At 69.4% G+C, this 23,793-nt stretch carries 22 protein-coding genes; 14 read left to right on the top strand and 8 right to left on the bottom strand.

The features are described from left to right. Positions 1-716 (bottom strand): extensin family protein (locus tag FV234_RS00005; RefSeq protein WP_147827824.1); only part of this gene is annotated, 716 nt, incomplete at its 3' end. A 199-nt stretch (positions 717-915) separates the two neighbouring features. Between FV234_RS00005 and FV234_RS00010 the strand changes: the two genes are divergently transcribed. Then, positions 916-2,151, top strand: a complete 1,236-nt coding sequence (locus FV234_RS00010) for an amidase (protein ID WP_147761411.1) — start codon at positions 916-918, stop codon at positions 2,149-2,151. Positions 2,152-2,258: 107 nt separating this feature from the next. On the opposite strand, the gene FV234_RS00015 is transcribed toward FV234_RS00010, so the two are convergent. Both FV234_RS00015 and FV234_RS00020 read right to left on the bottom strand, forming a co-directional pair. Then, positions 2,259-3,455, bottom strand: a complete 1,197-nt coding sequence (locus FV234_RS00015; protein ID WP_147761410.1) for an AI-2E family transporter — start codon at positions 3,453-3,455, stop codon at positions 2,259-2,261. 58 nt (positions 3,456-3,513) lie between these two features. Beyond that, complete coding sequence (locus tag FV234_RS00020) at positions 3,514-4,047, bottom strand: molybdenum cofactor biosynthesis protein MoaE (RefSeq protein WP_147761459.1); 534 nt, start codon at positions 4,045-4,047, stop codon at positions 3,514-3,516. 149 nt (positions 4,048-4,196) lie between these two features. Here FV234_RS00020 and FV234_RS00025 point away from each other — a divergent pair, with 149 nt between their 5' ends. After that, complete coding sequence (locus tag FV234_RS00025; protein ID WP_147761409.1) at positions 4,197-5,216, top strand: gamma carbonic anhydrase family protein; 1,020 nt, start codon at positions 4,197-4,199, stop codon at positions 5,214-5,216. Positions 5,217-5,532: 316 nt separating this feature from the next. Here the strand turns inward: FV234_RS00025 and FV234_RS00030 are convergent, their stop codons facing one another. Both FV234_RS00030 and FV234_RS00035 read right to left on the bottom strand, forming a co-directional pair. Continuing rightward, positions 5,533-6,459 carry an amino acid ABC transporter substrate-binding protein gene (locus FV234_RS00030; RefSeq protein WP_147827770.1) on the bottom strand — a complete coding sequence of 309 codons (927 nt, stop codon included), beginning with the start codon at positions 6,457-6,459 and terminating at the stop codon, positions 5,533-5,535. Positions 6,460-6,506: 47 nt separating this feature from the next. Next, on the bottom strand, positions 6,507-7,784 hold the full coding sequence (locus FV234_RS00035; RefSeq protein WP_147752780.1) for a dicarboxylate/amino acid:cation symporter: 1,278 nt from the start codon (positions 7,782-7,784) through the stop codon (positions 6,507-6,509). A gap of 326 nt (positions 7,785-8,110) precedes the next feature. Here FV234_RS00035 and FV234_RS00040 point away from each other — a divergent pair, with 326 nt between their 5' ends. From FV234_RS00040 to FV234_RS00085, 10 genes are all read left to right on the top strand, one after another. After that, complete coding sequence (locus FV234_RS00040) at positions 8,111-9,028, top strand: branched-chain amino acid ABC transporter permease LivH (protein WP_147752781.1); 918 nt, start codon at positions 8,111-8,113, stop codon at positions 9,026-9,028. Next, a complete protein-coding gene (livM, locus tag FV234_RS00045) occupies positions 9,028-10,416 on the top strand; it encodes a high-affinity branched-chain amino acid ABC transporter permease LivM (protein WP_147761407.1) in 1,389 nt (462 codons plus the stop codon). The genes FV234_RS00040 and livM overlap by 1 nt, the downstream gene beginning before the upstream one ends. Beyond that, on the top strand, positions 10,416-11,294 hold the full coding sequence (locus FV234_RS00050; RefSeq protein WP_147761406.1) for an ABC transporter ATP-binding protein: 879 nt from the start codon (positions 10,416-10,418) through the stop codon (positions 11,292-11,294). Before livM ends, FV234_RS00050 begins: the two co-directional genes overlap by 1 nt. Beyond that, a complete protein-coding gene (locus FV234_RS00055) occupies positions 11,291-12,097 on the top strand; it encodes an ABC transporter ATP-binding protein (protein ID WP_147761405.1) in 807 nt (268 codons plus the stop codon). Before FV234_RS00050 ends, FV234_RS00055 begins: the two co-directional genes overlap by 4 nt. A gap of 4 nt (positions 12,098-12,101) precedes the next feature. Then, positions 12,102-12,467, top strand: coding sequence for a DUF6867 family protein (locus FV234_RS00060; RefSeq protein WP_147752785.1), 366 nt, complete (start codon positions 12,102-12,104; stop codon positions 12,465-12,467). Positions 12,468-12,555: 88 nt separating this feature from the next. Beyond that, a complete protein-coding gene (locus FV234_RS00065) occupies positions 12,556-13,677 on the top strand; it encodes a branched-chain amino acid ABC transporter substrate-binding protein (protein WP_147752786.1) in 1,122 nt (373 codons plus the stop codon). A gap of 495 nt (positions 13,678-14,172) precedes the next feature. After that, on the top strand, positions 14,173-15,069 hold the full coding sequence (locus FV234_RS00070) for an amino acid ABC transporter substrate-binding protein (protein ID WP_147752795.1): 897 nt from the start codon (positions 14,173-14,175) through the stop codon (positions 15,067-15,069). Positions 15,070-15,151: 82 nt separating this feature from the next. After that, complete coding sequence (locus FV234_RS00075) at positions 15,152-15,874, top strand: amino acid ABC transporter permease (RefSeq protein ID WP_147752787.1); 723 nt, start codon at positions 15,152-15,154, stop codon at positions 15,872-15,874. Further along, a complete protein-coding gene (locus tag FV234_RS00080; protein ID WP_147752788.1) occupies positions 15,874-16,566 on the top strand; it encodes an ABC transporter permease subunit in 693 nt (230 codons plus the stop codon). Before FV234_RS00075 ends, FV234_RS00080 begins: the two co-directional genes overlap by 1 nt. A 187-nt stretch (positions 16,567-16,753) precedes the next feature. After that, positions 16,754-17,482 (top strand): amino acid ABC transporter ATP-binding protein, encoded by a 729-nt coding sequence (locus FV234_RS00085; protein WP_147752796.1) that lies wholly within the window; start codon positions 16,754-16,756, stop codon positions 17,480-17,482. Between the two features lie 51 nt (positions 17,483-17,533). On the opposite strand, the gene FV234_RS00090 is transcribed toward FV234_RS00085, so the two are convergent. From FV234_RS00090 to FV234_RS00100, 3 genes are all read right to left on the bottom strand, one after another. After that, on the bottom strand, positions 17,534-18,652 hold the full coding sequence (locus tag FV234_RS00090) for an alkene reductase (protein ID WP_147761404.1): 1,119 nt from the start codon (positions 18,650-18,652) through the stop codon (positions 17,534-17,536). 114 nt (positions 18,653-18,766) lie between these two features. Beyond that, entirely contained in the window at positions 18,767-19,408 is a 642-nt protein-coding gene (locus tag FV234_RS00095; RefSeq protein WP_147752790.1) for a GNAT family N-acetyltransferase, read from the bottom strand. After that, entirely contained in the window at positions 19,408-21,765 is a 2,358-nt protein-coding gene (locus tag FV234_RS00100) for an Orn/Lys/Arg decarboxylase N-terminal domain-containing protein (protein WP_147752791.1), read from the bottom strand. The genes FV234_RS00095 and FV234_RS00100 overlap by 1 nt, the downstream gene beginning before the upstream one ends. A 306-nt stretch (positions 21,766-22,071) precedes the next feature. Here FV234_RS00100 and FV234_RS00105 point away from each other — a divergent pair, with 306 nt between their 5' ends. Continuing rightward, positions 22,072-22,740 (top strand): DUF1007 family protein, encoded by a 669-nt coding sequence (locus tag FV234_RS00105; protein ID WP_147752792.1) that lies wholly within the window; start codon positions 22,072-22,074, stop codon positions 22,738-22,740. Next, entirely contained in the window at positions 22,731-23,732 is a 1,002-nt protein-coding gene (locus tag FV234_RS00110; RefSeq protein ID WP_147761403.1) for a nickel transporter, read from the top strand. The genes FV234_RS00105 and FV234_RS00110 overlap by 10 nt, the downstream gene beginning before the upstream one ends. The last annotated feature ends 61 nt before the right edge of the window (positions 23,733-23,793 follow it).

A 23,793-nucleotide genomic window follows, 5' to 3' on the forward strand; every position in this document is an offset into this window, starting at 1 on the left:
GGGCGGGACATCGGCCGCGGGTTGTCGGAGCCGAGCTGCGGCGTGAACTTGATCAGCGGCTGGCAGATCCGCTTCAGCCCGCGCGGGTCGTGGCGGGCGAGGTCCACGTGGATGTGGTCGTAGTGGAACACGTTGGAGCCCGGCGCCAGCACGGTGGTGAAGCGCTGGCACGCGCCGAGGAAAACCTCGCGCAGGAAACCCTGCTCGGCTTCGGTGCCGCGCCAACCGCCCTTGACGGTGATGACGTAGCCGTCGGCGAGCTTGAACGACATCACGTCGATCGCGTTGCCGAAGGAGTGCTCGGAGAGCTTGGCGCCGACCTGGTTGTTCCTCCCGCGGCAGGCGTAGGAGCCGGCGTTGATCTCGGCGACCGGCTGCCCGAAATACAGGGCGGCGGCCGGCTGGATTGTGTCGGCGAGCCAGGCCTCGGCCTCGGCCAGCGCCGGGCAGCCGAGCGTCATCTTCTGCTTCAGGATCACGGCGCCGCCGCCCAGCCGCGTTACCCGGAACGGCTGGGTCATGCCGCAGGGGCCGGGTCCGTCGATCTCCTTGGCCGGCACGACGAACTCGGTCGGCTCGACCAGCTTCTTGGCCAGGCACACCTGTTCCGCCTGGTCGCGCCAGGCGTCGCGGCGCTCAAACTTGTTGATCGCACAGCCGGTGAGCCCCGCGCCGAACAGCGCAAGGGCGGAGAACGCGAGTACGCTACGCCACATGGTGCGGAGAATGCTCACGATCGCGTAAATGCGGTGCTAACGCTGCCGCCGTCGCGACGCGGGCCTTCGCATGGTAGGGCCTGCAAATGGCGGTCGCGTTCGTGCCATCGCGCATGAAACCTGCACGGGCTTGCGCGCCGCTGTCGCCGGCGCCGCCCCCGAACCGATAAGTCCAAGTCGCTCAAGTCAAGGACGCGTGATGCTCTCGTTGGTCGACCTGCGCCGCCGCATCGAAGCCGGCACCCTCACGCCCGAGGGCGCGATCCGGCTGTCGCAGGAGGCGATCCTCGCGCGCGATCCTGTGGTGCGCGCCACGGTGGTCACCGATCCCGCCCCCGCCGTCACCGATGCCGGACCGCTCGCCGGGATCGCGGTGGGCGTGAAGGACATCATCGACACCGCCGCGATGCCGACGCAGATGGGCTCGCCGATCTACGAGGGCTGGCAGCCGAAGACCGACGCCCCGATCGTGATGCGCCTGAAGGCCCTCGGCGCGGTGGTGCTGGCCAAGACCACGACCTCGCCCTTCGCCAGCGTCGACCCCACCGAGACCACGAATCCGCACGATCCCGGCCACACGCCCGGTGGCTCCTCGGCGGGCTCGGCCGCCGCGGTCGGGGCCGGGATGCTGCCGCTGGCGCTCGGCACGCAGACCGGCGGCTCGGTGATCCGCCCGGCAAGCTTCTGCGGCTGCGCCGCGATCAAGCCCTCGTTCCGGCTGCTGCCCACGGTCGGCGTCAAGACGTTCTCGTGGGCGCTCGACACGCTCGGCCTGTTCGGCGCCGGCGTCGGCGACGTCGCCCACGCGCTGGCCCTGATCGCCGCCCGCCCGGCAATCGACCTGGGCGGCACCCCGCCCGGCACGCCGCGGGTGATGGTCGTGACGCAGGACTTCGCCGAGGCTCCCGCGCCGGAGGCGAAAAGCGCGCTCGACCGGGCGCGGCAGGCCGCCGAGCGCGCGGGCGCGCTGGTGCGCGACTTCGCGTTGCCGCCGGAATTCGCGGCCGCGTTCGAGAGCCACGGGACGATCCAGGATTTCGAGGCGCGCCAGGCGCTTGCCTGGGAATACGCCCACCATCGCGACGCCTTGAGCCCGCGGCTCGGGCCGCAGCTCGACGCCGCGCAGGGGCTGGACGCCGCCGCCTACGACGACGCGCGCCGCAAGGCGCACCGGGCGCGGCGCCTCCTCAAGACGCTGTTCTCGGACTTCGACGCGATCCTGACCTATTCGGCCCCCGGCTTCGCCCCGCGGACGCTGGCCTCCACCGGTGACGCCCGCTTCAACCGCCTGTGGACGCTGATGGGCGTGCCCTGCGTGAACGTGCCGGTGCCGGGCGACGGCCTGCCGGTCGGCGTGCAGGTCATCGCGCGGTTCGGCGGCGACGGGCGCGCGCTCGCCGTCGCCGCGATGATCGAGGGCGCCCTGGAACGCTAGAGCATTTTCCGTGATCTCTGGATCACTGAAAATGCTCTAACCTGCTGTGTGGTCGCATTTTCTTCGCGCGAGCCGGCATCCACCTCGCTTGAAAATGCTTTAGCGCCTCAGACCGTGGCGTCCTCGCCGAGCGTGTCCTCGACGTAGAGCTGCTCCAGCAGCACCTTGATCACCGCCATCATCGGCAGGGCCAGCGCGATGCCCCACAGGCCGAAGATCACGCCGAGCACGAGCTGCCCGGCGAAGATCGTGGCCGGCGGGATGTCGAGGGCGCGCTTCTGGATGAACGGGGTGAGCCCGTAGCTCTCCAGGCACTGCACCGCCAGGTAGACGCCGAGCGCGCCGAGCAGCGCGTTCGTCCCCGAGGCGAGGCTCGCCAGAAGGATGATCACGCCGGCGAGCAGGGGCCCGACCGTCGGCACGAAGGCCAGCAGGCCCGCCTGCAGCCCGAGGATCAAGGAGCCGCCGATACCGAGGAAGCTGAGGCCGGCCCAGATGCAGACGAAGATCACCGCCATCGTGATCAGCTGGCCGAACAGCCAGTGCCGCAGGGTCTCTCCGGCGCCGTCGAGCACCTTGGCCCAGCGCCCGCGCTTCTTCGGCGGGATGAAGCGCAGCACCCCGTCGCGGTAGCTGCCCGGGTCGGCGGCGAAGGACAGGCCGAGGAACACGATCACCAGCACGTTGCCGAGCGCGCTGAACAACCCGACGAGCACCGTGGCCGCCGGGCCGAGGACATTGCCGGCATCCGACAGCAGCGAGCTGGGGCTCTTGATCGCACCGGAAGCGAGGCCGGCGAGCCCGCCGGACTTCTTGTCGTCGTCCTTCGGCGCGGGCTTCTCGTCCTTACCGGGGCCGTTCTGGCCCGTGCCGTTCTGCCCCTTGTCGTCCGAGCCGCCGCCCGGTTCGAGCATCGGCAGGTCGATCCCGTAGGAGGACAACCACCCGGTGACGGTGCCCGCCTGGCCCTTGATCGTCTGGCCGAGGTCGCGGCCCTGCTGCACCACCGTGGCGCCGCCGAACCCGATCAGGCCGATGGCCGCGGCCGCCACCGCGAGGCTGGCGATCGTCAGCCTCAGGCCGCGGGGCAGGGGCAGGAGGTGGCCGAGGCCGCGGGTGAGCCCGTCGAGGAACACCCCGAGCAGCACCCCGGCGAAGACCAGGAACAGGGTGCCCACCGACATCCAGGCCAGCGCCAGGAACGCCACGAACGACACCACGGCGATGCCGGATGCGGCGAGCGGCAGGGTTCCCCGCCACGGGCCCACGGGGCCGGCGAACGCTTCGGTCTTGGGCTCGGCCATGTCGTCTTTCGTAACTGATGCGAGGTCGGCGCTCACGAGCGCTTGTGCGGCGTCGCGGTCAACCCTCGGTCGTCGCGGCGTCACCGAGGATCGCGGCCCAGCGCGCGGCGGCCGCGTCGTCCGCCTCCGCCGCCTCGACCCAGCCGCCCTTCGTCCCGTCGATCAGGTGCTCGCGCTTCCAGAACGGGGCCCGGGTCTTCAGATAGTCCATCAGGAAGCTCGCCGCCTCGAAGGCCGCGACGCGGTGGCTCGACGCGGTGATCACCAGCACGATGCCGTCGCCCGGCGCCACGAGGCCGTAGCGGTGGATCACCCGGACCGCCTGCAGCGGCCAGCGCGCCTCGGCCGCCGCAGCCACCCGCCCGATCTCGGCCTCGGCCATGCCGGGATAATGCTCCAGCTCGAGCGCCTCGAGCCGTCCGCCCTCGTCGCGGCACAGCCCCGTGAAGGTGACGACCGCGCCGGCGCGGCCGGCGAGCCGCCCGTTCAGCGCGGCGATCTCGGCGGCCACGTCGAACGGCGCGGCCTGGATCGCGACGGTGGGCAGGGGCGCGGCGCTTGGTGCGGCGGAGGGCGGAGGAGCGGGCGACATCGGGTTCTCGGCGCGGCGCAGCGGGGTGACGGTGACGGTGGCGCGACGACGAAACACGCTTGCGCCTGACTCGGCCATCGCCTGCGCCTATATGGCATATCGGCTCGCCGCCAGAAGGCGTGGGCCGATCGGCCCCGAAGGACGAAGACGTGACGCCCGAACTGATCCTTCCCTATGACGGCGTCCTGCCGGAATTCATCAGCCGCCCGGTCTGGTGCGGGCGCGGCAGCACCGCCATCGGCGCCGTGCGCCTCGGCAGCCAGGCCTGGATCGGCGACGACGGCGTGATCCGCGCGGACGGGCAGCCGGTCACCCTCGGCGACCGGTTCTGGCTCGGGCACCGCTCCACCGTCCACATCGCCACCTTCACCCACGGCACCACCGTCGGCGACAGGGTCACGGTGGGGCGCAACAGCGTGGTGCACGCCTGCACGGTCGGCTCCGACGTGGTGATCGAGGACGACGTCGTGATCCTCGACGGGGCCAGCATCGGCGACGGCGCGGTGATCGAGGCCGGCGCGACGGTGTTTCCGCGGGCGCAGCTCGCCGGCGGCTTCGTCTACGCCGGCAGCCCGGCCAAGCCGCAGCGCCCGATCGACCGGGCCGAGATCGACGAGCGCGCCGAGCGCCTGCGCGAGGCCGCGGGCGACCCGGCGCCCGTCGCGGCCGGCGATCCGCCGGAGGTGGAGGACACGGTCTACGTCGCCAGCACGGCCCGCGTCCGCGGACGCGTCAGCCTCGGTGCCGGATCGAGCGTGCTGTTCTCCTGCGACCTCCACGCCGAGGTCGGGCCGATCCTCGTCGGCGCCGACACCAACATCCAGGACAACACCGTGATCCGCACCCGCGGGGAGGGCGTCGTCATCGGCCGCGACACCACCATCGGCCACAACGTCCGCATCGGCGACAGCCGCATCGGCGCCCGCTCGCTGATCGGCATCGGCGCCTCGGTCGCCCCAGGCACGGTCATCGCCGACGACGTCATGCTGGCGGCAGGGAGTACCACCGATCCCGGCCAGCTCCTCGAAGGCGGCTACCTCTGGGGCGGCCGCCCGGCCCGCATCCTCGCCCCGCTGGACGCCGAGAAGCGCGCGATGATGGTCCGGATCGTCGAGGGCTATTGCGAGCACGGACGGGAATACCGGAAGGCCGAAGCCGGCCGGGGGTAAGCGCGGGGCGCGCACGAACCCCGCCGCGGCCACCGATTGCCCGGCTTCGGTGCTGTCCAAGGTGCGCGCATCCCCTCGCCCCGCCTGCGGGGAGAGGGCTTTGCCGACCTCGTCGTCGGCGAAGCGAGGCCGCAGCCGAGGGTGAGGGGGCTTCGACGGGGAAGCCTCATCCGGCACCTTCCCCTCACCGCCGCGTCGGCTCCGCCTCCGCTTCCTGCAGGCGCGACGCGGTGCCTGCAGGCCTCTCCCCGCCCGCGGGGAGAGGGGGCGTCTCTTCCTTCAGATCAAGCCTGCGTCAATCCGCGAACGCCCTACCTCAATCCTCCAGCCCGATCAGCTGGAAGCTGGTGTGGAGGTCGTTCGACATCGGCACGTTGAGGCGCTCGCCGTTCGGCAGGCGCTTGAGGAACCAGCGCTCGTAGGTCCAGCGCAGCTCGCGGCTCTCGGCGAGGCGGCTGAAGGTGGCGGCGACCGCGCCGGCCATCTCCGGGTCGTCCTTGCGGAACATGATGCCGTAGGGCTCGAACGAGAGCTTGTCCGGCAGCACCGTGTACTTGGCGCCGTCGGTCCCGTCGTTGGCGATCAGGCCGTAGAGCAGGATGTCGTCGGTGGCGAAGGCGTCGGCCCGGCCGTCCTTGACCATGGCGTAGGATTCCGCGTGGTCCTTTCCGGTCAGGATCTCGGCCTGCAGCTTGAGCTTGGCCAGGATATCGCGCACGGCGCGCTCGTTGGTGGTGCCGGCCGTGACGACGACCTTCTTGCCGCCCAGCTCGCGATAGGACGCGATCGCCGAGGCCCGCGGCACCAGAAGCTTCGTCGCGCTGATGAACGTCACCGGCGAGAACGCCGCCGTGCGGCGGCGTTCGGCGTTGGCGGTGGTCGAGCCGCATTCGAGGTCGACCCTTCCCTCGGACACCGCCGCGAACCGCGTCTCGGAGGTCACCGGCTCGTAGCGGACCTTCAGGTCGGTGCGCCCGGTCTCGCGGCCGATCTCGTCGACGATCTCGCCGCAGAGGTCGATCGCGTAGCCGATCGGGCGCGGGCTGCCGTCGGCCCGCTTGCCCTCGACGAAGGAGAACGGGACCGAGCTGGTGCGGTAGCCGATCACCACCTCGCCCTTGGCGGCGATGGTCTTGAGCGAGCCGGTGAGCACGTCGACCGCCCCCGCCGGCCCGGGCGTCGCGATGAGCCCGACCGCTATCAGCCCCGCCGCCAACGCCGCGATCACCTTGCCTGACGCCATCGCGATACTCCTGGATACGGCAGGCAAAGCCCGGTCGGGACGGAGGCCTACTCGGCGGCGGCCACGGCGCCGACATGGTCGAGCCGCTGGTCGCTCGTGGTCAGCTGGCCCTCCCATTTCGCGACGGCGACGGTGGCGATGCTGTTGCCGAGCACGTTGGTCGCCGAGCGGCCCATGTCGAGGAACTGGTCGATGCCGATGATCAGCAGCAGCCCGGCCTCCGGGATGTTGAACTGCGTCAGCGTCGCCGAGATCACGACGAGCGAGGCGCGCGGCACGCCGGCCATGCCCTTCGATGTCACCATCAGCAGGAACAGCATCGTGAGCTGCTGCCCCCAGGTGAGCGGGATGTTGTACGCCTGCGCGATGAACATCACGGCGAAGGTGCAGTACATCATCGAGCCGTCGAGGTTGAACGAGTAGCCCATCGGCAGCACGAACGAGGTGATGCGGTTGGGCACGCCGAACTGCTCGAGGTTCGTGAGCATCTTCGGGTAGGCCGCCTCGCTCGATGCGGTCGAGAAGGCGAGCACGAACGGCTCCTTGATCAGGTTGAACAGCCGTTTGATCCCGGCTCCCCCGAGCATCAGGAAGCCGACGCCCATCAGCAGGCCCCAGAGCACGCCGAGGCCGATGTAGAACTCGACCAGGAACTTGCCGTAGGTGACGAGCACGCCGATGCCCTGCGTGGTGATCGTCGCCGCGATCGCCGCGAACACCGCGACGGGCGCGAACAGCATCACGTAGCCGGTGACCTTGAGCATCACGTCGGCCACGCCCTCGATGCCCTTGGCCAGGAAGTGGCCCTTCTCGCCGAGCGCCGCGAGCGCCACGCCGAAGAAGATCGAGAACACGACGATCTGCAGGATTTCGTTGTTGGCCATCGCCTCGACCGCGCTCTTGGGCACGAGGTGGGTGACGAACTCCTTCAGCGACAGCGAGGCGGCCTTCAGACCGGTGCCGGCGCCGACGTCGGGCAGCGGCAGGTTCAGGTTGTGGCCGGGCTGCATGATGTTGACGAGGACGAGGCCCAGCATCAGCGAGCAGAACGAGGCGCCGACGAACCACAGCAGCGCCTTGCCGCCGACGCGACCGACCGAGGCCGTATCCCCGAGATGCGCGATGCCGACGACGAGCGTCGAGAACACCAGTGGCGCGATGATCATCTTGATCAGCCGCAGGAAGATGTCGCTGATCAGCGCGATGTAGCCGGCGATCTCCTTGGAGGTCTGCGGATCGGGCCAGGTGATGCTACAGAGATAGCCGACCGCGATGCCCAGTAGCATGCCCACGAAGATCATGGTCGTCAGCCGCGAACCTGTCATCGGGAACTCCTGGGCGAATGCGAGCCGGCGCACGACTGTCCGTTAAGAGAATGTGAAGCAGGAAGCGCGCCATGCGCAAGCGGCTGCGCAGCTTTAATCCCGTCGTTTCAGACCTTTTGTTTTTTGCCGGGATCGGATGATCCGGCGTGGCATTCTCGTCGCGCCGCGGGCTATGCTTGGCCGCGGTCCCGCTGAAACTGCAGTCGCCGCGCCTTGTGGCCGCCGAGCCACAGGTGCGGTACGGGACTTGCCATGAATACGGGACTTGCCATGAATGCGGGACTTGCCCTCAAGGCACGGCGCGCAGACGGAGAGACGGGCACACGATGGATGTCTTCGTACAGCAGTTGATCAACGGGCTGACGCTCGGGTCGATCTACGGCCTGATCGCGATCGGATACACGATGGTGTTCGGCATCATCGGCATGGTCAACTTCGCCCACGGCGACGTCTTCATGGTCTCAAGCTTCATCGCCTTGATCGGCTTCCTGATCCTCACCACCTGGCTCGGCGTCTCGTCGATCGCGCTGGCCTTCCTGATCGTGCTCGTGGTCTCGATGGTGCTCACCGCGCTCTGGGGCTGGGCGATCGAGCGGGTGGCCTATCGTCCCCTGCGCGGCTCCTTCCGGCTGGCGCCGCTGATCTCGGCGATCGGCGTCTCGATCTTCCTCTCGAACTTCGTCCAGGTGGCGCAGGGCGCGCGCAACAAGCCGCTTCCGCCGATGCTGTCGGGCGGGATCACCCTGTTCGAGACCGACGGCTTCCAGGTGTTCCTGTCCTACAAGCAGTGCCTGATCATGGCGGTGACCGCGGTGCTGCTCACCGGCTTCTGGTACCTCGTCCAGCGCACGCCCTTCGGCCGGGCGCAGCGCGCCTGCGAGCAGGACCGCAAGATGGCCGCGCTGCTCGGCATCGACGTCGACCGCACGATCTCGCTCACCTTCGTGCTCGGCGCCGCGCTCGCCGCCGTCGCCGGCGTCCTGTACCTGATGTATTACGGCGTGGTCTCGTTCTCGGACGGTTTCGTGCCGGGGGTGAAGGCGTTCACCGCGGCGGTTCTGGGCGGCATCGGCTCGCTGCCGGGCGCGGTGCTCGGCGGCCTGATCATCGGCCTGATCGAGACGTTCTGGTCGGCCTACTTCTCGATCGAGTACAAGGACGTCGCCGCCTTCTCGATCCTCGCCGTGGTGCTCATCTTCATGCCGTCGGGGATCCTCGGCCGCGCCGAGGTCGAGAAGGTTTGATGGCCGCCGCCACACGCGGGGCCGTCGGCCTCCCCGGCATCCTCAAGGACGCCGCCTTCTACGCGCTCGGCACCTTCGCGCTGTGCGTGCCGGTGGTCGCCTTCCGGACCGATGCCGGCCCGACCGGCGGCCTCGAGCTGACGCCGCGCTGGGGCCTCGTCCTCGCGCTCTGCGCCGCGATCTTCCTGGCCCGCCTCGCGCAGCGCCTGATCCTGATGCGCCGCGACGCCCGCCGGGCGCTCACCCCGGCGCGTTCGCAGGCAACGGAGGCGGTCGGCGCCACCCCGAATGCCGGGCAGCGCGTCTCGATGCTGGCACTGTGGCTGTTCATCGGCATCGCGCTGACGCTCCCCGTCGTCGCGGCGCTCGCCAGCGGCAGCCTCGGGGAGGGGCGCTACTGGATCGACCTCGGCATCCTGATCCTCACCTACGTGATGCTCGGCTGGGGCCTCAACATCGTCGTCGGCCTCGCGGGCCTGCTCGACCTCGGCTACGTCGCGTTCTACGCGGTCGGCGCCTATTCCTACGCACTCCTGTCCACAACCTTCGGCCTGTCGTTCTGGGTCTGCCTTCCGCTCGCCGGCCTGTTCGCCGCCCTGTGGGGCATGCTGCTCGGCTTTCCCGTGCTGCGGTTGCGCGGCGACTACCTCGCCATCGTCACGCTGGCCTTCGGCGAGATCATCCGCCTCGTGCTGATCAACTGGGTCGACGTCACCGGCGGCGGCGCCGGCATCTCGTCGATCCCGCGCGCGACCTTCTTCGGCATCCCCTTCACCGCGGGCGAGGACGGGTTCGCGGCCCGCTTCGGGCTGACCTTCGACTCGATGCACCGGGTCGTGTTCCTGTACTACCTGATCCTGGCGCTCGCCCTGATCACCAACGTCGTGACGCTGCGGCTGCGACGGCTGCCGATCGGCCGCGCCTGGGAGGCGTTGCGCGAGGACGAGATCGCCTGCCGCTCCCTCGGCATCAACACCACCACGACGAAGCTCACGGCCTTCGCCCTCGGGGCGGCCTTCGGCGGGTTCGCCGGCTCGTTCTTCGCCGTGCGCCAGGGCTTCATCAGCCCCGAGAGCTTCAACTTCCTCGAGAGCGCGATCATCCTGGCGATCGTGGTGCTCGGCGGCATGGGCAGCCAGGTCGGCGTCGCGATCGCGGCGGTGGCCATGGTCGGCGGCCCCGAGATGCTGCGCAACCTCGGGTTCCTGAAGGCGGTGTTCGGCCAAGGCTTCGATCCGAACGAGTACCGCCTGCTGCTGTTCGGCCTCGCCATGGTGGCGATGATGGTCTGGCGCCCGCGCGGGCTGATCTCGGAGCGAACGCCCTCGGTGGCGCTCGGCGAGCGCCGCGCGATCTCGGGCGCCCACGTCAGCGAGGGCCACGGTTGATGACGCGGCCTTCCCCCGACGCCGAGGCGGTGCTCACCGTCGACCACCTCACCATGCGCTTCGGCGGGCTCGTCGCCGTCGGCGACCTGTCCTTCAAGGCCCGGCGCGGCGACATCACCGCGCTGATCGGCCCGAACGGCGCCGGCAAGACCACGGTCTTCAACTGCATCACCGGCTTCTACAAGCCGACCGAGGGCAAGCTGACGCTGGCCCACGCCGACGGATCGAAGCACCTGCTCGAACGTCTGCCGAACCATGCCGTCAACCGGATCGGCCGGGTGGCGCGCACCTTCCAGAACATCCGCCTGTTCCAGGGCATGACGGTGCTGGAGAACCTTCTCGTCGCCCAGCACGCCCCGCTGATGCGGGCGTCCGGCATGACCGTGCTCGGACTCCTCGGCCTCCCGGTCTACCGCCGGGCGGAGGCCGCGGCGATCGAGCGGGCCAAGGACTGGCTCGGCCGCATCGACCTGATCGACCGGGCCGACGACCCGGCCGGCGACCTGCCCTACGGCGCCCAGCGCCGCCTGGAGATCGCCCGGGCGATGTGCACCGAGCCGGTTCTGCTCTGCCTCGACGAGCCCGCCGCCGGCCTGAACCCGCGCGAATCGGGCGAGCTCAACGCGCTGCTGCGCCACATCCGCGACGCGCACGACACCTCGGTGCTGCTGATCGAGCACGACATGTCGGTGGTGATGGAGATCTCCGACCACGTCGTGGTGCTCGATTACGGCGTGAAGATCGCCGACGGCACGCCCGGCGAAGTCCGCGCCGACCCGCGGGTGATCGCCGCCTATCTCGGCGTCGAGGACGAGGAGGTCGAGGCCGTCGAGGCCGAGGTCGGCCTCACCGTGACCCATCTGGAGGTCGAGGCTTGAGCGTCGCCGGCATCAACGTCCTCGTCGAGGAGACCCGGGCGCTCGCCGCCGAGAAGGCCGGGGTCCGCAAGACCCTGCTCTCGGTGCGCGGGGTCTCGACCTATTACGGCAGCGTCGCGGCTCTGCGCGGCGTCGACCTCGACGTCACCGAGGGCGAGATCGTCACGCTGATCGGCGCCAACGGCGCCGGCAAGTCGACCCTGATGATGACGATCTTCGGGGCGCCGCAGGCCCGCGAGGGCACGATCACCTACGACGGGCGCGAAATCACCCGCCTGCCGACCCACGAGATCGCCCGCCTCGCGATCGCGCAGTCGCCGGAGGGCCGCCGGGTCTTCCCGCGCATGAGCGTGCACGAGAACCTGCAGATGGGTGCCGCGCTCCACAACGGGCAGTACTTCGCGCAGGACCTCGAGCGCGTCTGCGCCCTGTTCCCGCGGCTGAAGGAGCGCCTGACCCAGCGCGCCGGCACCATGTCGGGCGGCGAGCAGCAGATGCTGGCCATCGCCCGCGCCCTGATGAGCCGCCCGCGCCTGCTGCTGCTCGACGAGCCCTCGCTCGGGCTCGCGCCGCTGGTGGTGAAGGGCATCTTCGATGCGGTGCGCGACCTCAACCGGCGCGACGGCATGACGATCTTCCTCGTCGAGCAGAACGCCTACCATGCGCTCAAGCTGGCGCATCGCGGCTACGTGCTGGTCAACGGCCGCATCACCATGAGCGGCACCGGGCGGGCGCTGCTCGCCGACCCCGCGATCAAGGCCGCCTACCTCGAAGGCGGGCACGGCGCCCCGGTGGAGGCCTGACGCGATGCAGGGTGTGATCTACGAGGAAGAATCGATCGCGCTGTTCCTCCTCGTCACCGTGGCGATGGGCGGCTGGGCCGGGTGGATGGCCGCCCGGGGCCTCGCCAAGGCGTGGCGGCCGCTCTGGCAGATCGTGCCGGCGCTCCTCGCGGTGGCGGCGGCGGTGCGCTTCATCCACTTCGCGCTATTCGGTGGGACGCTTCTGTCACTGCACTACTATGCGGTCGACGCCGTCGTCGTCATGATCGTCGGGCTGGCGGGCTACCGCTGGACCCGGACGCGGCAGATGACGACCCAGTATCGCTGGCTCTACGAGCGGACCTCGCCCCTGACCTGGCGGAGCCGTGCGCCGGCGGCCGGCGAACCTTGATCGCGACCGCGGCGAGGCGCGTGCCGAGCGCACGATTCTTGCCCTTGGCCCGCGGTCCGAATTCAGATCACAACCAAGGGGATTTGCGATGAGAGCGATACTTCTGGCCGGCCTCGGTCTCGGTGCCATGCTCGCGGCGGCGCAAGGCGCCGAGATCAAGCTCGGCATCGCCGCGCCGATCACCGGCAACAGCGCGGCGATCGGGACGCAGCTCAAGAACGGCGCGACCCAGGCGGTCGAGGACCTGAACAAGTCCGGCGCGGTGAAGGGCACCACCTTCTCTGTCCTCGTCGGCGACGACGCGTCCGACCCCAAGCAGGGCGTCTCGGTCGCCAACAAGTTCGCCTCGGACGGCGTGAAGATGGTCGTCGGCGACTACAATTCCGGCGTGTCGATCCCGGCCTCCGACGTCTACCAGGACGCCGGCATCATCCAGGTGACCCCGGCCTCGACGGCGGTGAAGTTCACCGAGCGCGGCCTCTGGAACGTGTTCCGCACCTGCGGCCGCGACGACCAGCAGGGCGCGGTGGCGGGCGCCTACCTCGCAACGAACTTCAAGGGCAAGAAGATCGCCTTCGTCCACGACAAGACCCCCTACGGCAAGGGCCTGGCCGACGAGACACTGAAGGCGCTGAAGGCCAACGGCGGCAAGGACGCGATCTACGAGGGCATCAACCCGGGCGAGAAGGACTATTCGGCCCTCGTCTCGAAGCTGAAATCCAACAAGATCGACGTGGTGTATTTCGGCGGCTACTACACCGAAGCCGGTTTGATCCTGCGCCAGATGAGCGACCAGGGCTTGAAGGCGCCGCTGATGGGCGGCGACGGCCTCGTCGACAAGGAGCTGGTGGCGATCGCCGGCCCGGCGGCGGAAGGCACCCTGACCACGTTCCCGCCGGACGCGCGCAAGAACCCCAACGCCAAGGACGCGCTCGCCGGCTTCAAGGCCAAGGGCATCGATCCCGAGGGCTACACCCTCTACTCCTACGCCGCGGTCCAGGTGCTCGCCAAGGCGATGCAGGAGACCGGCTCGACCGACGGCAAGAAGCTGGCGGAGTGGCTGCACATGGGCAAGCCGGTCGACACCGTCGTCGGCCCGATCGCCTACGACAAGAAGGGCGACATCACGAAGCCCGACTACGTGATGTACCAGTGGAAGAAGAACGCGGCCGGCAACATCGACTACGCCGGCAACGAAGTCACCAAGTAGCGCTCGTCGCTCCGAAGACCGAGCCGTCCCGTGCCCTGCGGGGCGGCTCGTTCGTCTCCGTTCCGCGAGACAGATTGGCGGCTTTCCAGGCATAATCGCCGCCGAGCCGCGAAATCCCGGTGCGTCCGCCCGGGAATCGTGCACATTGCATCCCGCATGGGCGAAAACGCCCGGCTCCGACGTTCGGATCGACAACCGGGTGGACCCTGTGAACGCCGACGCGCCACGGCCTCGATCCGTGCGGGCAGACCGCACCCGGCCGGAGACGGCCCGGTTCCGGGTCATGAGTGCGTTTACTGCTTCGGTTCCGATGCGCGGCGCAGTTGTCCCCAGCCCATCGGCCAAGCTCGCTTCGCCGAGCCTCGTTCCGGCACCATCATTGCAGAGGCCCGGCCAGCGCCGGCCGCCCTCTGTGCGTCCGCCACACGCCGCACTGTCCGTGCGGCTCGTCACGGGAGTTTCGTCTTGACGCAATCCAACCTCGACCGCCGCGGGATCGTCGCTGGCCTCGCGCTCGGCGCGGCGCTGTTCGCAGCCGGCGCCCAGGCCCAGGAACTGACCGGCACGCTGAAGAAGGTGAAGGAGACCAACGCCCTCACCATCGGCTACCGCGATTCCTCGGTGCCGTTCTCCTACCTCGACGGCGACCAGAAGCCGGTCGGCTACGCGATGGACATCTGCCTGAAGATCGCCGAGGCGGTGAAGAAGGAGCTCAAGCTTCCGGGCATGGAGGTGAAGCTCAACCCGGTCACCTCCGCGACCCGCATCCCGCTGATCGCCAACGGCACGATCGACCTCGAGTGCGGCTCGACCACGAACAACGCCGACCGCCAGAAGCAGGCTTCGTTCACCAACACCCACTTCCTGACGGCGACCCGCTACGTCTCGAAGAAGGACGCCAAGCTGCACACGATCGACGACCTCAAGGGCAAGACCGTGGTCTCGACCTCGGGCACGACGAACATCAAGCAGATCAACGAGGCCAACACGGCCAAGAGCATGGGCCTGACCATCTTGCCCGCCAAGGACCACGCCGAGGCGTTCCTGATGGTCGAGACCGGCCGCGCCGTGGCCTTCGTGATGGACGACGTGCTGCTCGCCTCGCTGATGGCCGGCTCGAAGACCCCCGACGCCTACGAGATCTCGACGGAAGCCCTGTCGAAGCCCGAGCCCTACGGCATCATGCTGCGCAAGGACGACGCGCCGTTCAAGGCCGTGGCCGACGCTGCGACCAAGGCGCTGTACGAGAGCCCCGAGGGCAAGGCGCTCTACACCAAGTGGTTCGAGAAGCCGATCCCGCCGCGCAACATCAACCTGAAGCTCCCGATGAGCGACGCGATGGTGAAGCAGTTCAAGAGCCCGAGCGACAGCGCCGACCCGGCCGCCTACTGAGCCGGGCCGAGCGGATCCCGGGGGGCGCCCTTCGGGATCCGCGACGCGGATCGATCGAACGAGAAACGGTGAAGCGCGGGCGATGAACTACAACTGGAACTGGGGCATCTTCTTCGAACCATCCCCCGAAGGCACCGGCACCTATGCCGACATGCTGCTCTCGGGCCTGGTCTGGACGATCGCGACCGCGCTCTCATCCTGGGTCATCGCCTTCTTCCTCGGATCGCTCGTGGGCGTGATGCGCACGCTGCCGTCGAAGGCCGCGAACGCGGTCGGCACGGCCTATGTCGAGCTGTTCCGCAACATCCCGCTGCTGGTGCAGATGTTCCTCTGGTACTTCGTGCTGCCGGAGGTGCTGCCGCAATCCTGGGGCAACGCCCTCAAGCAGCTGCCGAACGCGCCGTTCTACACCGGCGTCGTCTGCCTCGGGTTCTTCACCGCCTCGCGCGTCGCCGAGCAGGTGCGCGCCGGCATCCAGTCGCTGCCGCGGGGCCAGGGCCTCGCCGGCACGGCGATGGGCTTCACGGTCTACCAGACCTATCGCTACGTGCTGCTGCCGAACGCCTACCGGGTCATCCTGCCGCCGATGACCTCGGAGTTTTTGAACAACCTCAAGAACACCTCCGTCGCGCTGACGATCGGCCTGCTCGAGCTCACCGCCCGGGCGCGCTCGATGCAGGAATTCTCGTTCCAGGTGTTCGAGGCCTTCACGGCCGCCACGATCCTCTACGTCCTCATCAACCTCTTCGTCATCGTGCTCGCGTCCCTCCTGGAACGCAGCGTGGCGGTTCCCGGGCAGCGCTGATGTTCTCGAACTTCGATTTCGGCGTCGTCTTCGGATCGCTGCCCTACCTTTTCGGGACGGGCATGGTGTTCACCGTGACCCTGACGGCGCTCGCCGCCGGCATGGGCGTGGTGCTCGGCACCCTGCTCGCCATGGCGCGGCTTTCGGGCGTGCCCGGTCTCAAACACGTGGCCAAGGTCTACGTCGAGCTGATGCGCTCGCTGCCGCTCGTGCTGGTGATCTTCTGGTTCTACTTCCTGGTGCCGTATATCGGCGCCTACCTCACCGGCGCCTCGCGGCCGATCCAGGTCGGCGCGTTCTCGTCGGCGCTGATCACCTTCACGCTGTTCGAGGCGGCCTACTTTTCCGAGATCATGCGCGCCGGCATCCAGTCGATCCCCAAGGGGCAGACCGGGGCGGCCTACGCGCTCGGCATGACCTACGCCCAGACGATGATCACCGTCGTGCTGCCGCAGGCCTTCCGCAACATGCTGCCGCTGCTGCTGACGCAGACGATCGTGCTCTTCCAGGACACCTCGCTGGTCTACGTGCTGTCGCTGACCGACTTCCTCGGCGCAGCCTCGAAGGTGGCCCAGCGCGACGGGCGCCTCGTCGAGATGTACCTGTTCGCGGCGGTCGTCTACTTCGCCGTCTGCTTCTCGGCCTCGTTCCTGGTGCGCCGGCTCCAGCGCCGCGTCGCCATCATCCGCTGATCGCCGTTTCACGTGATCGCCGTTTCCAAGTGATCGCTGTTTGAAGGACCGCGCCATGACCTCGACGCCGATGCCGGCCCCGACCGCCACGACGCCCGTCGCCCCCGGTTCGGTCGCGCCATCCGACTCCGGCCTGCAGTCCGGACCGCTGACGAGTCCGCCGCCGCGCATCGCCACCGGCACGCCGATGATCGCCATCGACAACGTCAGCAAGTGGTACGGCGACTTCCAGGTGCTGACGAACTGCACCACCCAGGTCGCCAAGGGCGAGGTCGTCGTTGTCTGCGGACCGTCGGGCTCCGGCAAGTCGACCCTGATCAAGTGCGTCAACGCCCTGGAGCCGATCCAGAAGGGCCAGATCACGGTCAACGACACCAAGGTCGTCGACAAGGCCACTGACCTGCCGAAGCTCCGCTCGCGGGTCGGCATGGTGTTCCAGCACTTCGAGCTGTTCCCGCACCTTTCGATCACCGAGAATCTCACGGTCGCCCAGCGCAAGGTGCTGAAGCGCCCGGCCGAGGAGGCGAAGAAGAAGGGCATGGACCTGCTCGCCCGCGTCGGGCTGTCGGCCCACGCCGACAAGTATCCCGGCCAGCTTTCCGGCGGCCAGCAGCAGCGCGTGGCGATCGCCCGGGCGCTCGCCATGAACCCGGTGGTGATGCTGTTCGACGAGCCGACCTCGGCGCTCGACCCGGAAATGGTCGGCGAGGTGCTCGACGTGATGGTCGAACTCGCCAAGGAGGGCATGACGATGATGGTCGTGACCCACGAGATGGGCTTCGCCCGCAAGGTCGCCGACCGGGTGATCTTCATGGATCGCGGCGAGATCGTCGAGGACGCCCGGAAGGAGGACTTCTTCGGCCAGCCCCGCAGCGAGCGCGCGCAGCAGTTCCTGTCGAAGATCCTGCAGCACTGACCGTTTGGTTCGGCGAGCCCGGCGCGACATCCACGCACCGGGCTTGGAGGCTCAGCGCTCGATCTGCACCGGGCCGTCCATGCCCGGCCAGTCCGAGTATCCGTTGGCGCCGCCGCCGTACCAGTAGGGTTTGGGCGCCTCCGCGAGCGGCGCGCCCGAGGCCAGCCGCGCGACGAGGTCGGGGTTGGCGATGTAGGGCCGGCCGAAGCTGAACAGGTCGGCGTGGCCTTCGGCCAGCTCCTTCTCGGCCAGATCCAGGGTGTACTGGTTGTTGCCGACATAGGCGCCCGAGAAGCGCTTGCGCAGGTCGAGGAAGTCGACGCCGTCCGGCACGTCGCGCGTCTGCTGCGTCACGCCCTCGATCGTGTGGATGTAGAGCAGGCCGAAATCGGACAGCGCGTCGACATAGGCGCCGAAGGTGGCATGCGGGTCGCTGTCCAACGGCGTCTTGCCGGGCTCGGTGGTCGCGGGCGACAGGCGGATGCCGACGCGGTTTCCCCCACCCCAGACCTCGGTGACGGCCTTCACCACGGCCAGCGGGAAGCGCAACCGGTTCTCGATGGAGCCGCCGTATTGGTCGGTGCGCGTGTTGGTGGAATCGCGGACGAACTGTTCCAGCAGGTAGTTGTTCGCCGAGTGGATCTCGACGCCGTCGAAGCCGGCGCGCTTGGCGTTCTCCGCCGCGCGGCGATAATCCCCGACGATCCCGGGGATCTCGTCCGTCTCGAGGGCGCGCGGCGTCACGTGCGCCTTCATGCCATCCTCGGTGAAGGCGGTGCCCTTCGGCTTGATCGCGGACGCCGAGACCGGCAAGCCGCCGTCCGGCTGAAGGTCTGGGTGTGAGATCCGGCCGGTATGCCAGAGCTGCAGGAAGATGCGGCCGTCGTTGGCATGCACCGTCGCGACGATCCTGCGCCAGGCCTCGACCTGCGCATCGGACCAGATGCCCGGGGTGTAGGCGTAGCCCACGGCCTGCGGCGAGATGTTCGTCGCCTCCGAGATGATCAGCCCGGCGTTGGCGCGCTGGCCGTAATAGTCGGCCGCGAAGTCCGGCGGCACCCCGGCGACGGAGGACCGGCTCCGCGTCAGCGGCGCCATGACGACCCGGTTCTTCAGCGTGAGGTCGCCGAGGGTGAAGGGCTGCAGCACGGGGCTGTCGGAGCGGGACATGCGAATCCTTGGCGGTGAATGTCGAGCGGCGCCATCACCAACGCCGGCGCCTCGATGCCGGAACAACGTTCCGCCCGCCGCGGAGTTCGCCGCAGCGCACCAACCCCTGGGCGGCTACTTCCCCGTCCAGTCGTGCCCCGCCACCAGCGCCTCCACCGGCTTCTGCCAGGTCGAGGGCTGGTCGTCGGAGCCGGAGCCGAGGGCGCATTGCACCATGACGCTGTCGCTCCAGCGGCCGTACTTGTAGCCGACCGCCGGCAGGTGGCCGACGCGGACGAATCCGCAAGCCTCGTGCAGGCGCAGCGACGCCGCGTTCTCCGAATCGATGTAGCCGATCATCTGCCGGTAGCCGCCCGCGGCGCAGGCCTCGATCAGCGCCGGCAGCAGGCGCCGGCCGATGCCGGCATGCAGATGCTCGGGATGCACGTAGATCGAGTGCTTCAGGGTGTAGCGGTAGGCCGGCCGCTTGCGGAACGGCACCGCGTAGGCGTAGCCCGCGACTTGCCCGTTCCGGTCGGCGACGAGGTGGGGCAGGCGCTTCTTGCGCATGGTCTTGCGCCGCCGCCGCAGGTCGTCCGGCAGCAGCCGGTCCTCCTCGAAGTCGCCGACGTCGCCGACGCCGCGGCGGATGTGGTGCTCGTAGATTGCCACCATCGCCGCGAGGTCGCCGTCCGATGAGGGGCGGATGACGATGTCGGCGCAGGGCGCGGCCGGCTCTGGCGTCGCGAGGGCGCCCGGCGCCGCGGCGTCCTCCATCAGCGCGCCTCGCGCATGACGTAGGTGTGGAAGCGGATCTGCCCGTCCGGCTCGACCTGCCGGTAGACGCCCTGGATCTCGGCCTCGAAGCCGGGGAACAGGTTGGCGGAGCGCTCGAACATCTTGAAGTAGTCCAGCATCGGCTTGGCCCGCTCATCGATCCGCTCGCCGGGCAGCACCGTGCCGATCCCGGGCGGGTAGACCAGAAGCAAGGTCGTCGCCACACGGCCCTCGGCCTCCGCGATCGGCACGAAGTCGACGTTGTTTCGCGTCAACATCTGGGCCGCGGCCTTGGGCGCCATCACCATCTCGGGCAGGTGCTGCGGCTGGAACTGCTTGCGCTGCAGCGCCGAGGTGCCGTGCTCGCGGTGGAAGGCGTGGAAGTCGGCGCAGAGGTCGCGCAGGCGGATGCCGCGGTAGCGGTTCGGCCGCCGCCGCACGAACTCAGGCATCGCGTCCTCCAGCAGCACGTTGTCGTCGTGCAGGCGCTTGAAGGCGACGAGCCCCGAGATCAGCGTGCCGGCCTTGGACGATTCGACGCCGGGCGTCAGCAGGAAGAGCAGCGAGTTGAGGTCGTTCTTCTCGGCGACGATCCGGTTCTCACGCAGGTACTGCGCGACGATCGGCGCCGGCACGCCGTGGGCGGCGTATTCCCCAGTCGCCCGGTCGAAGCCCGGCGTCAGCACCGTGAGCTTGTTCGGGTCGGTCATGGCGTAGCCGGGCGAGGTCTCGGGCCCGACATGGGTGAAGCCGTGCCAGCGCGCGCCGGGACGCAGCTCCCAGTGCTTCGGGTCCGAGGCGAGCACGTCCGTCGTCAGGCTCTCCCACGGCACGTCGACGCCGTCGGGGCCGGGCGTCACGTCGGGGACGAAGGGGTCGAAGAACCAGCGCCGGCTCGGATCGCCCTCCTTCTCCTCGAACTCGCGGCGGATGGCGCGGACCTTCTTGCGCCACTCGATCCCCAGGCGGATCGTGTCGTCCCACAGGATCATGCCGGACCGGCCCTTCATCATCTGCGCGCCGACGTCGAGCGAGGCGAAGATCGGGTAGAACGGCGAGGTCGAGGCGTGGACGAGGAAGCTCTCGTTGAGGCGGCGATGCTCGACGCGTCGGGTCTGGCCGCGGATATGACCGTCCTTGGTGTGGATCTGCGAGGCCTGGCTGAAGCTCGCGAGCTGCTTGTGGGTCGATTGCGTGGCGATGATGCCGGGGGAGGTCTCGTCGAGCCCCTTCAGCCCCATGGCGAACCGGCCCACGAAGAGCGGATGGAACTTCATGAAGCCGGCCCAGGCCTCGTCGAACAGGATGTAGTCGCACAGGTGGCCGATCTTCTCGACGACGCCCTGCGCGTCGAGGATCGTGCCGTCGTAGGTGCACTGCTCGATCACCGCGACGCGGAACGGGCGCTCGCGGCGCCAGGCCTCCTTGTCCTCCACCAGCGGGTTGCGGCGGATTTTTTCGCGAATGGCCTGCTCGTCCAAGGCCTCGTGGTAGATCGGGCCGATCAGGCCGTAGGCGTTGCGGTCGGTCTCGAGGAAGATCGGGATGCCGCCGGCGAGCATCAGCGCGCCGTGGTGGGCCGCCTTGTGGTTGTTGCGGTCGAACAGCACGAGGTCGCCCTCGGCCACCAGCGAGCCCAGCACCACCTTGTTCGAGGCCGAGGTGCCGTTGAGGACGAAGTAGGTCTTCTCCGCCCCGAAGATCTGGGCGGCCTCCTTCTGCGCCCTCAACGCCGGACCCTCGTGGGTCAGCAGGTCGCCGAGGTCGAGGACCGAGTTGTCCAAGTCGTCGCGGAAGATCGCCTCGCCGAGATGCTCGACGAAGATCCGCCCGATCGGCGAGCGGTTGTAGAAGATGCCGCCGTTGTGGCCCGGGCAGGTCCAGAGCTGGTTGCCCTTCTCGGCGTAGTCGACGAGCGCGCCGAAGAACGGCGTCTTCAGGGTCTCGGCATACTGCGTCACGCGGGAGACGAGGCCGCGGGCGATGAACTCGGGCGTCTCCTCGGCGAGGAAGATGTAGCCGTCGATGAAGTCGAGCAACTCGACCGGGATGTCTTCCAGGCGCTTGCGGCGCACGAGGATGACGATCGGCATCTCCAGCCCGCGCCGGCGCATCATGTCGATCAGCGACGCCGCCTTGCCGTCGAGGCCGCGCTTGCCCCAGTCGACGACCATGCAGCCGATCGCGGCGTCGGTCTGGACGGCGATCGCCGCGTCCTCGACGCGACGCGCGCGGATCACCTCGAAGCCGCGGCCCTCGACCGCCGTGACGATCTGCGCGACGCGGACGCCTTCGAGGTCGTCCGGATCGAAGGCCGGCGCGCACATCAGCACGGTGAATCGGCGGTGGAAGTCCATGGCGTGCCTCTGGCGTAGCGGGTCGGCGCCTGCCTGCGACGCCGTCGTGACGGTTGGATGACGGTCGCGCCGAATGGCGCGGGACCCGGCGGGCGCGGGCGGCCGACATCTGGTTCGCCCGGGTAATACGATCGCGTCGCCAAGGCCATGACGACGATGCCGCCGGGCGCCCGGCCGACATCGGATTCGGCGTCGCCTCCCGCGGGACTTCCCCGTTGCGGTTCGCCTCGCTTTCGCCCCAGCGGATGCCGACAAGACATGCGCTTAACGGATCCTTCACCTCAGCGCCGCGAGCGTCCGACCCGCATGAAGCCGAATCTCGCGATCCTTCGTCCTGCCCTCGCCGCCGCGCTGCTGGCGCTCGCGACCCTGCCCGCCGCGGCCCATCCGCACGTCTGGGTGACGGCAAAGGCCGAGATCGCCTACGCCGACGGCAAGGTCGTCGCCGTGCGCAACGTCTGGACGTTCGACGCCGCCTACACGGCCTTCGTCACGCAGGGGCTGGACGCGAACAAGGACGGCAAGCTCACGCCGGACGAGCTGCAGACCCTCGCCACCGAGAACACCGGCAACCTCGCCGAATTCGGCTACTTCACCAAGCTGAAGGTCGGCGGCAAGGAACAGGCCTTCGCCGACCCGGTCGAGCCGCGGATGGCGATGGAGGGCGACAGCCTCACCCTGAGCTTCCGCCTGCCGCTGAAGACGCCGCCGTCGCAGGGGCGCGGCGTGCTGGCGCTCGAAGTCTACGACCCGACCTACTTCGTCTTCTTCGGCCTGTCGGAGGCGCCCGACGCGGCGACGCTCGTCGGCGCGCCCGCCGGCTGCGCCGCCACGGTGACGCGGCCCAAGACGCCCGAGCCGAAGACGGCGGAGGCCGGATCGCCGGGCATGAGCGAGGCGTTCTTCGAGGCGCTGACGGCGGCCTCGGGCTACGGCGTGCAGTTCGCGAACCGGGTGCTGGTCGCGTGTCCGTAGGCGCCGCGCTAGCTGTCCCGCCGGCCCGGCGCCTGCCGCTGCGGCTTTCGCTGGTCGCCGCCGCGATCGGCGTCGCGGCCCTGGTCCTCGCGCTTCTGGTCTGGCTCGTGGCGCCCGGCCTCGCGACGCCACCGCCGCGGTCTCCGTTCGGGATCGGCTTCCGCGAGGCCGCGCCCTCGGCGACCGGGCTCGGCGGCTGGCTCCTGGCGATCCAATCGAGCTTTTCGCGGAGCCTCCAGGCCGCGCTCGCCGCGATCAAGGGCGGCGGCGACTGGACGCCGCTGGTCACCCTCGGTTTTGCCTACGGCGTCTTCCACGCCGCCGGCCCTGGGCACGGCAAGGCCGTCATCGCCGGCTACCTGTTCGCCGGCGAGCGAGCCCTGCGCCGCGGCTTCGGCCTCAGCTTCGCCGCCGCGGTTCTGCAGGCTTTGGTCGCGATCGCGATCGTCGGCACCGGCCGCCTCGTCCTCGGCGCCACCGCCGCCGGCATGACGCAGGCCGGCAACGCGATCGAGATCGCGAGCTTCGCCCTCGTCGCGGCGATCGGCCTCGCGGTGACCTGGCGCAAGGCCGGGCGGCTCGCCGACCTCGGCGCGCCGGGCGGCTGCGGCCCGAATTGCGGCCATGCCCGCCTCGCCGACGCGCGGGCGTTCGAATCCCTCGATACCTGGCGGGAACGCGTTGCCATCGTGGTCGCCGCCGGCTCGCGCCCCTGCGCCGGGGCGGTGCTGATCCTGGTCTTCGCCGCCGCGCAGGGGATGCTGGCGGCCGGCATCCTCGCCGTGTTCGCCATGGCGCTCGGCACCGCGCTCACCACCGGTGCGCTCGCGAGCCTCGCCGTCTTCGCCAAGGGCGCCGCCCTGCGCCTGGCCGGCGGCCGCGGACGGGCCGGCATCCTGGCGCTCGGCGCCCTCGAGCTTCTGGCCGGCGCCTTCGTGCTGGTGCTCGGGCTGGCGATGCTGTCGGGCGTCGCGCTCGACGTCGGCGGCTGATCGCCCCCTCGCCAACCCAACGCCAGCGTGCCACGCTCGCTCCCGGACACGATTCCCGGCA

The organism is Methylobacterium sp. WL8, from assembly GCF_008040045.1.
In the GTDB taxonomy this organism is placed as follows: Bacteria; Pseudomonadota; Alphaproteobacteria; order Rhizobiales; family Beijerinckiaceae; genus Methylobacterium; species Methylobacterium cerastii.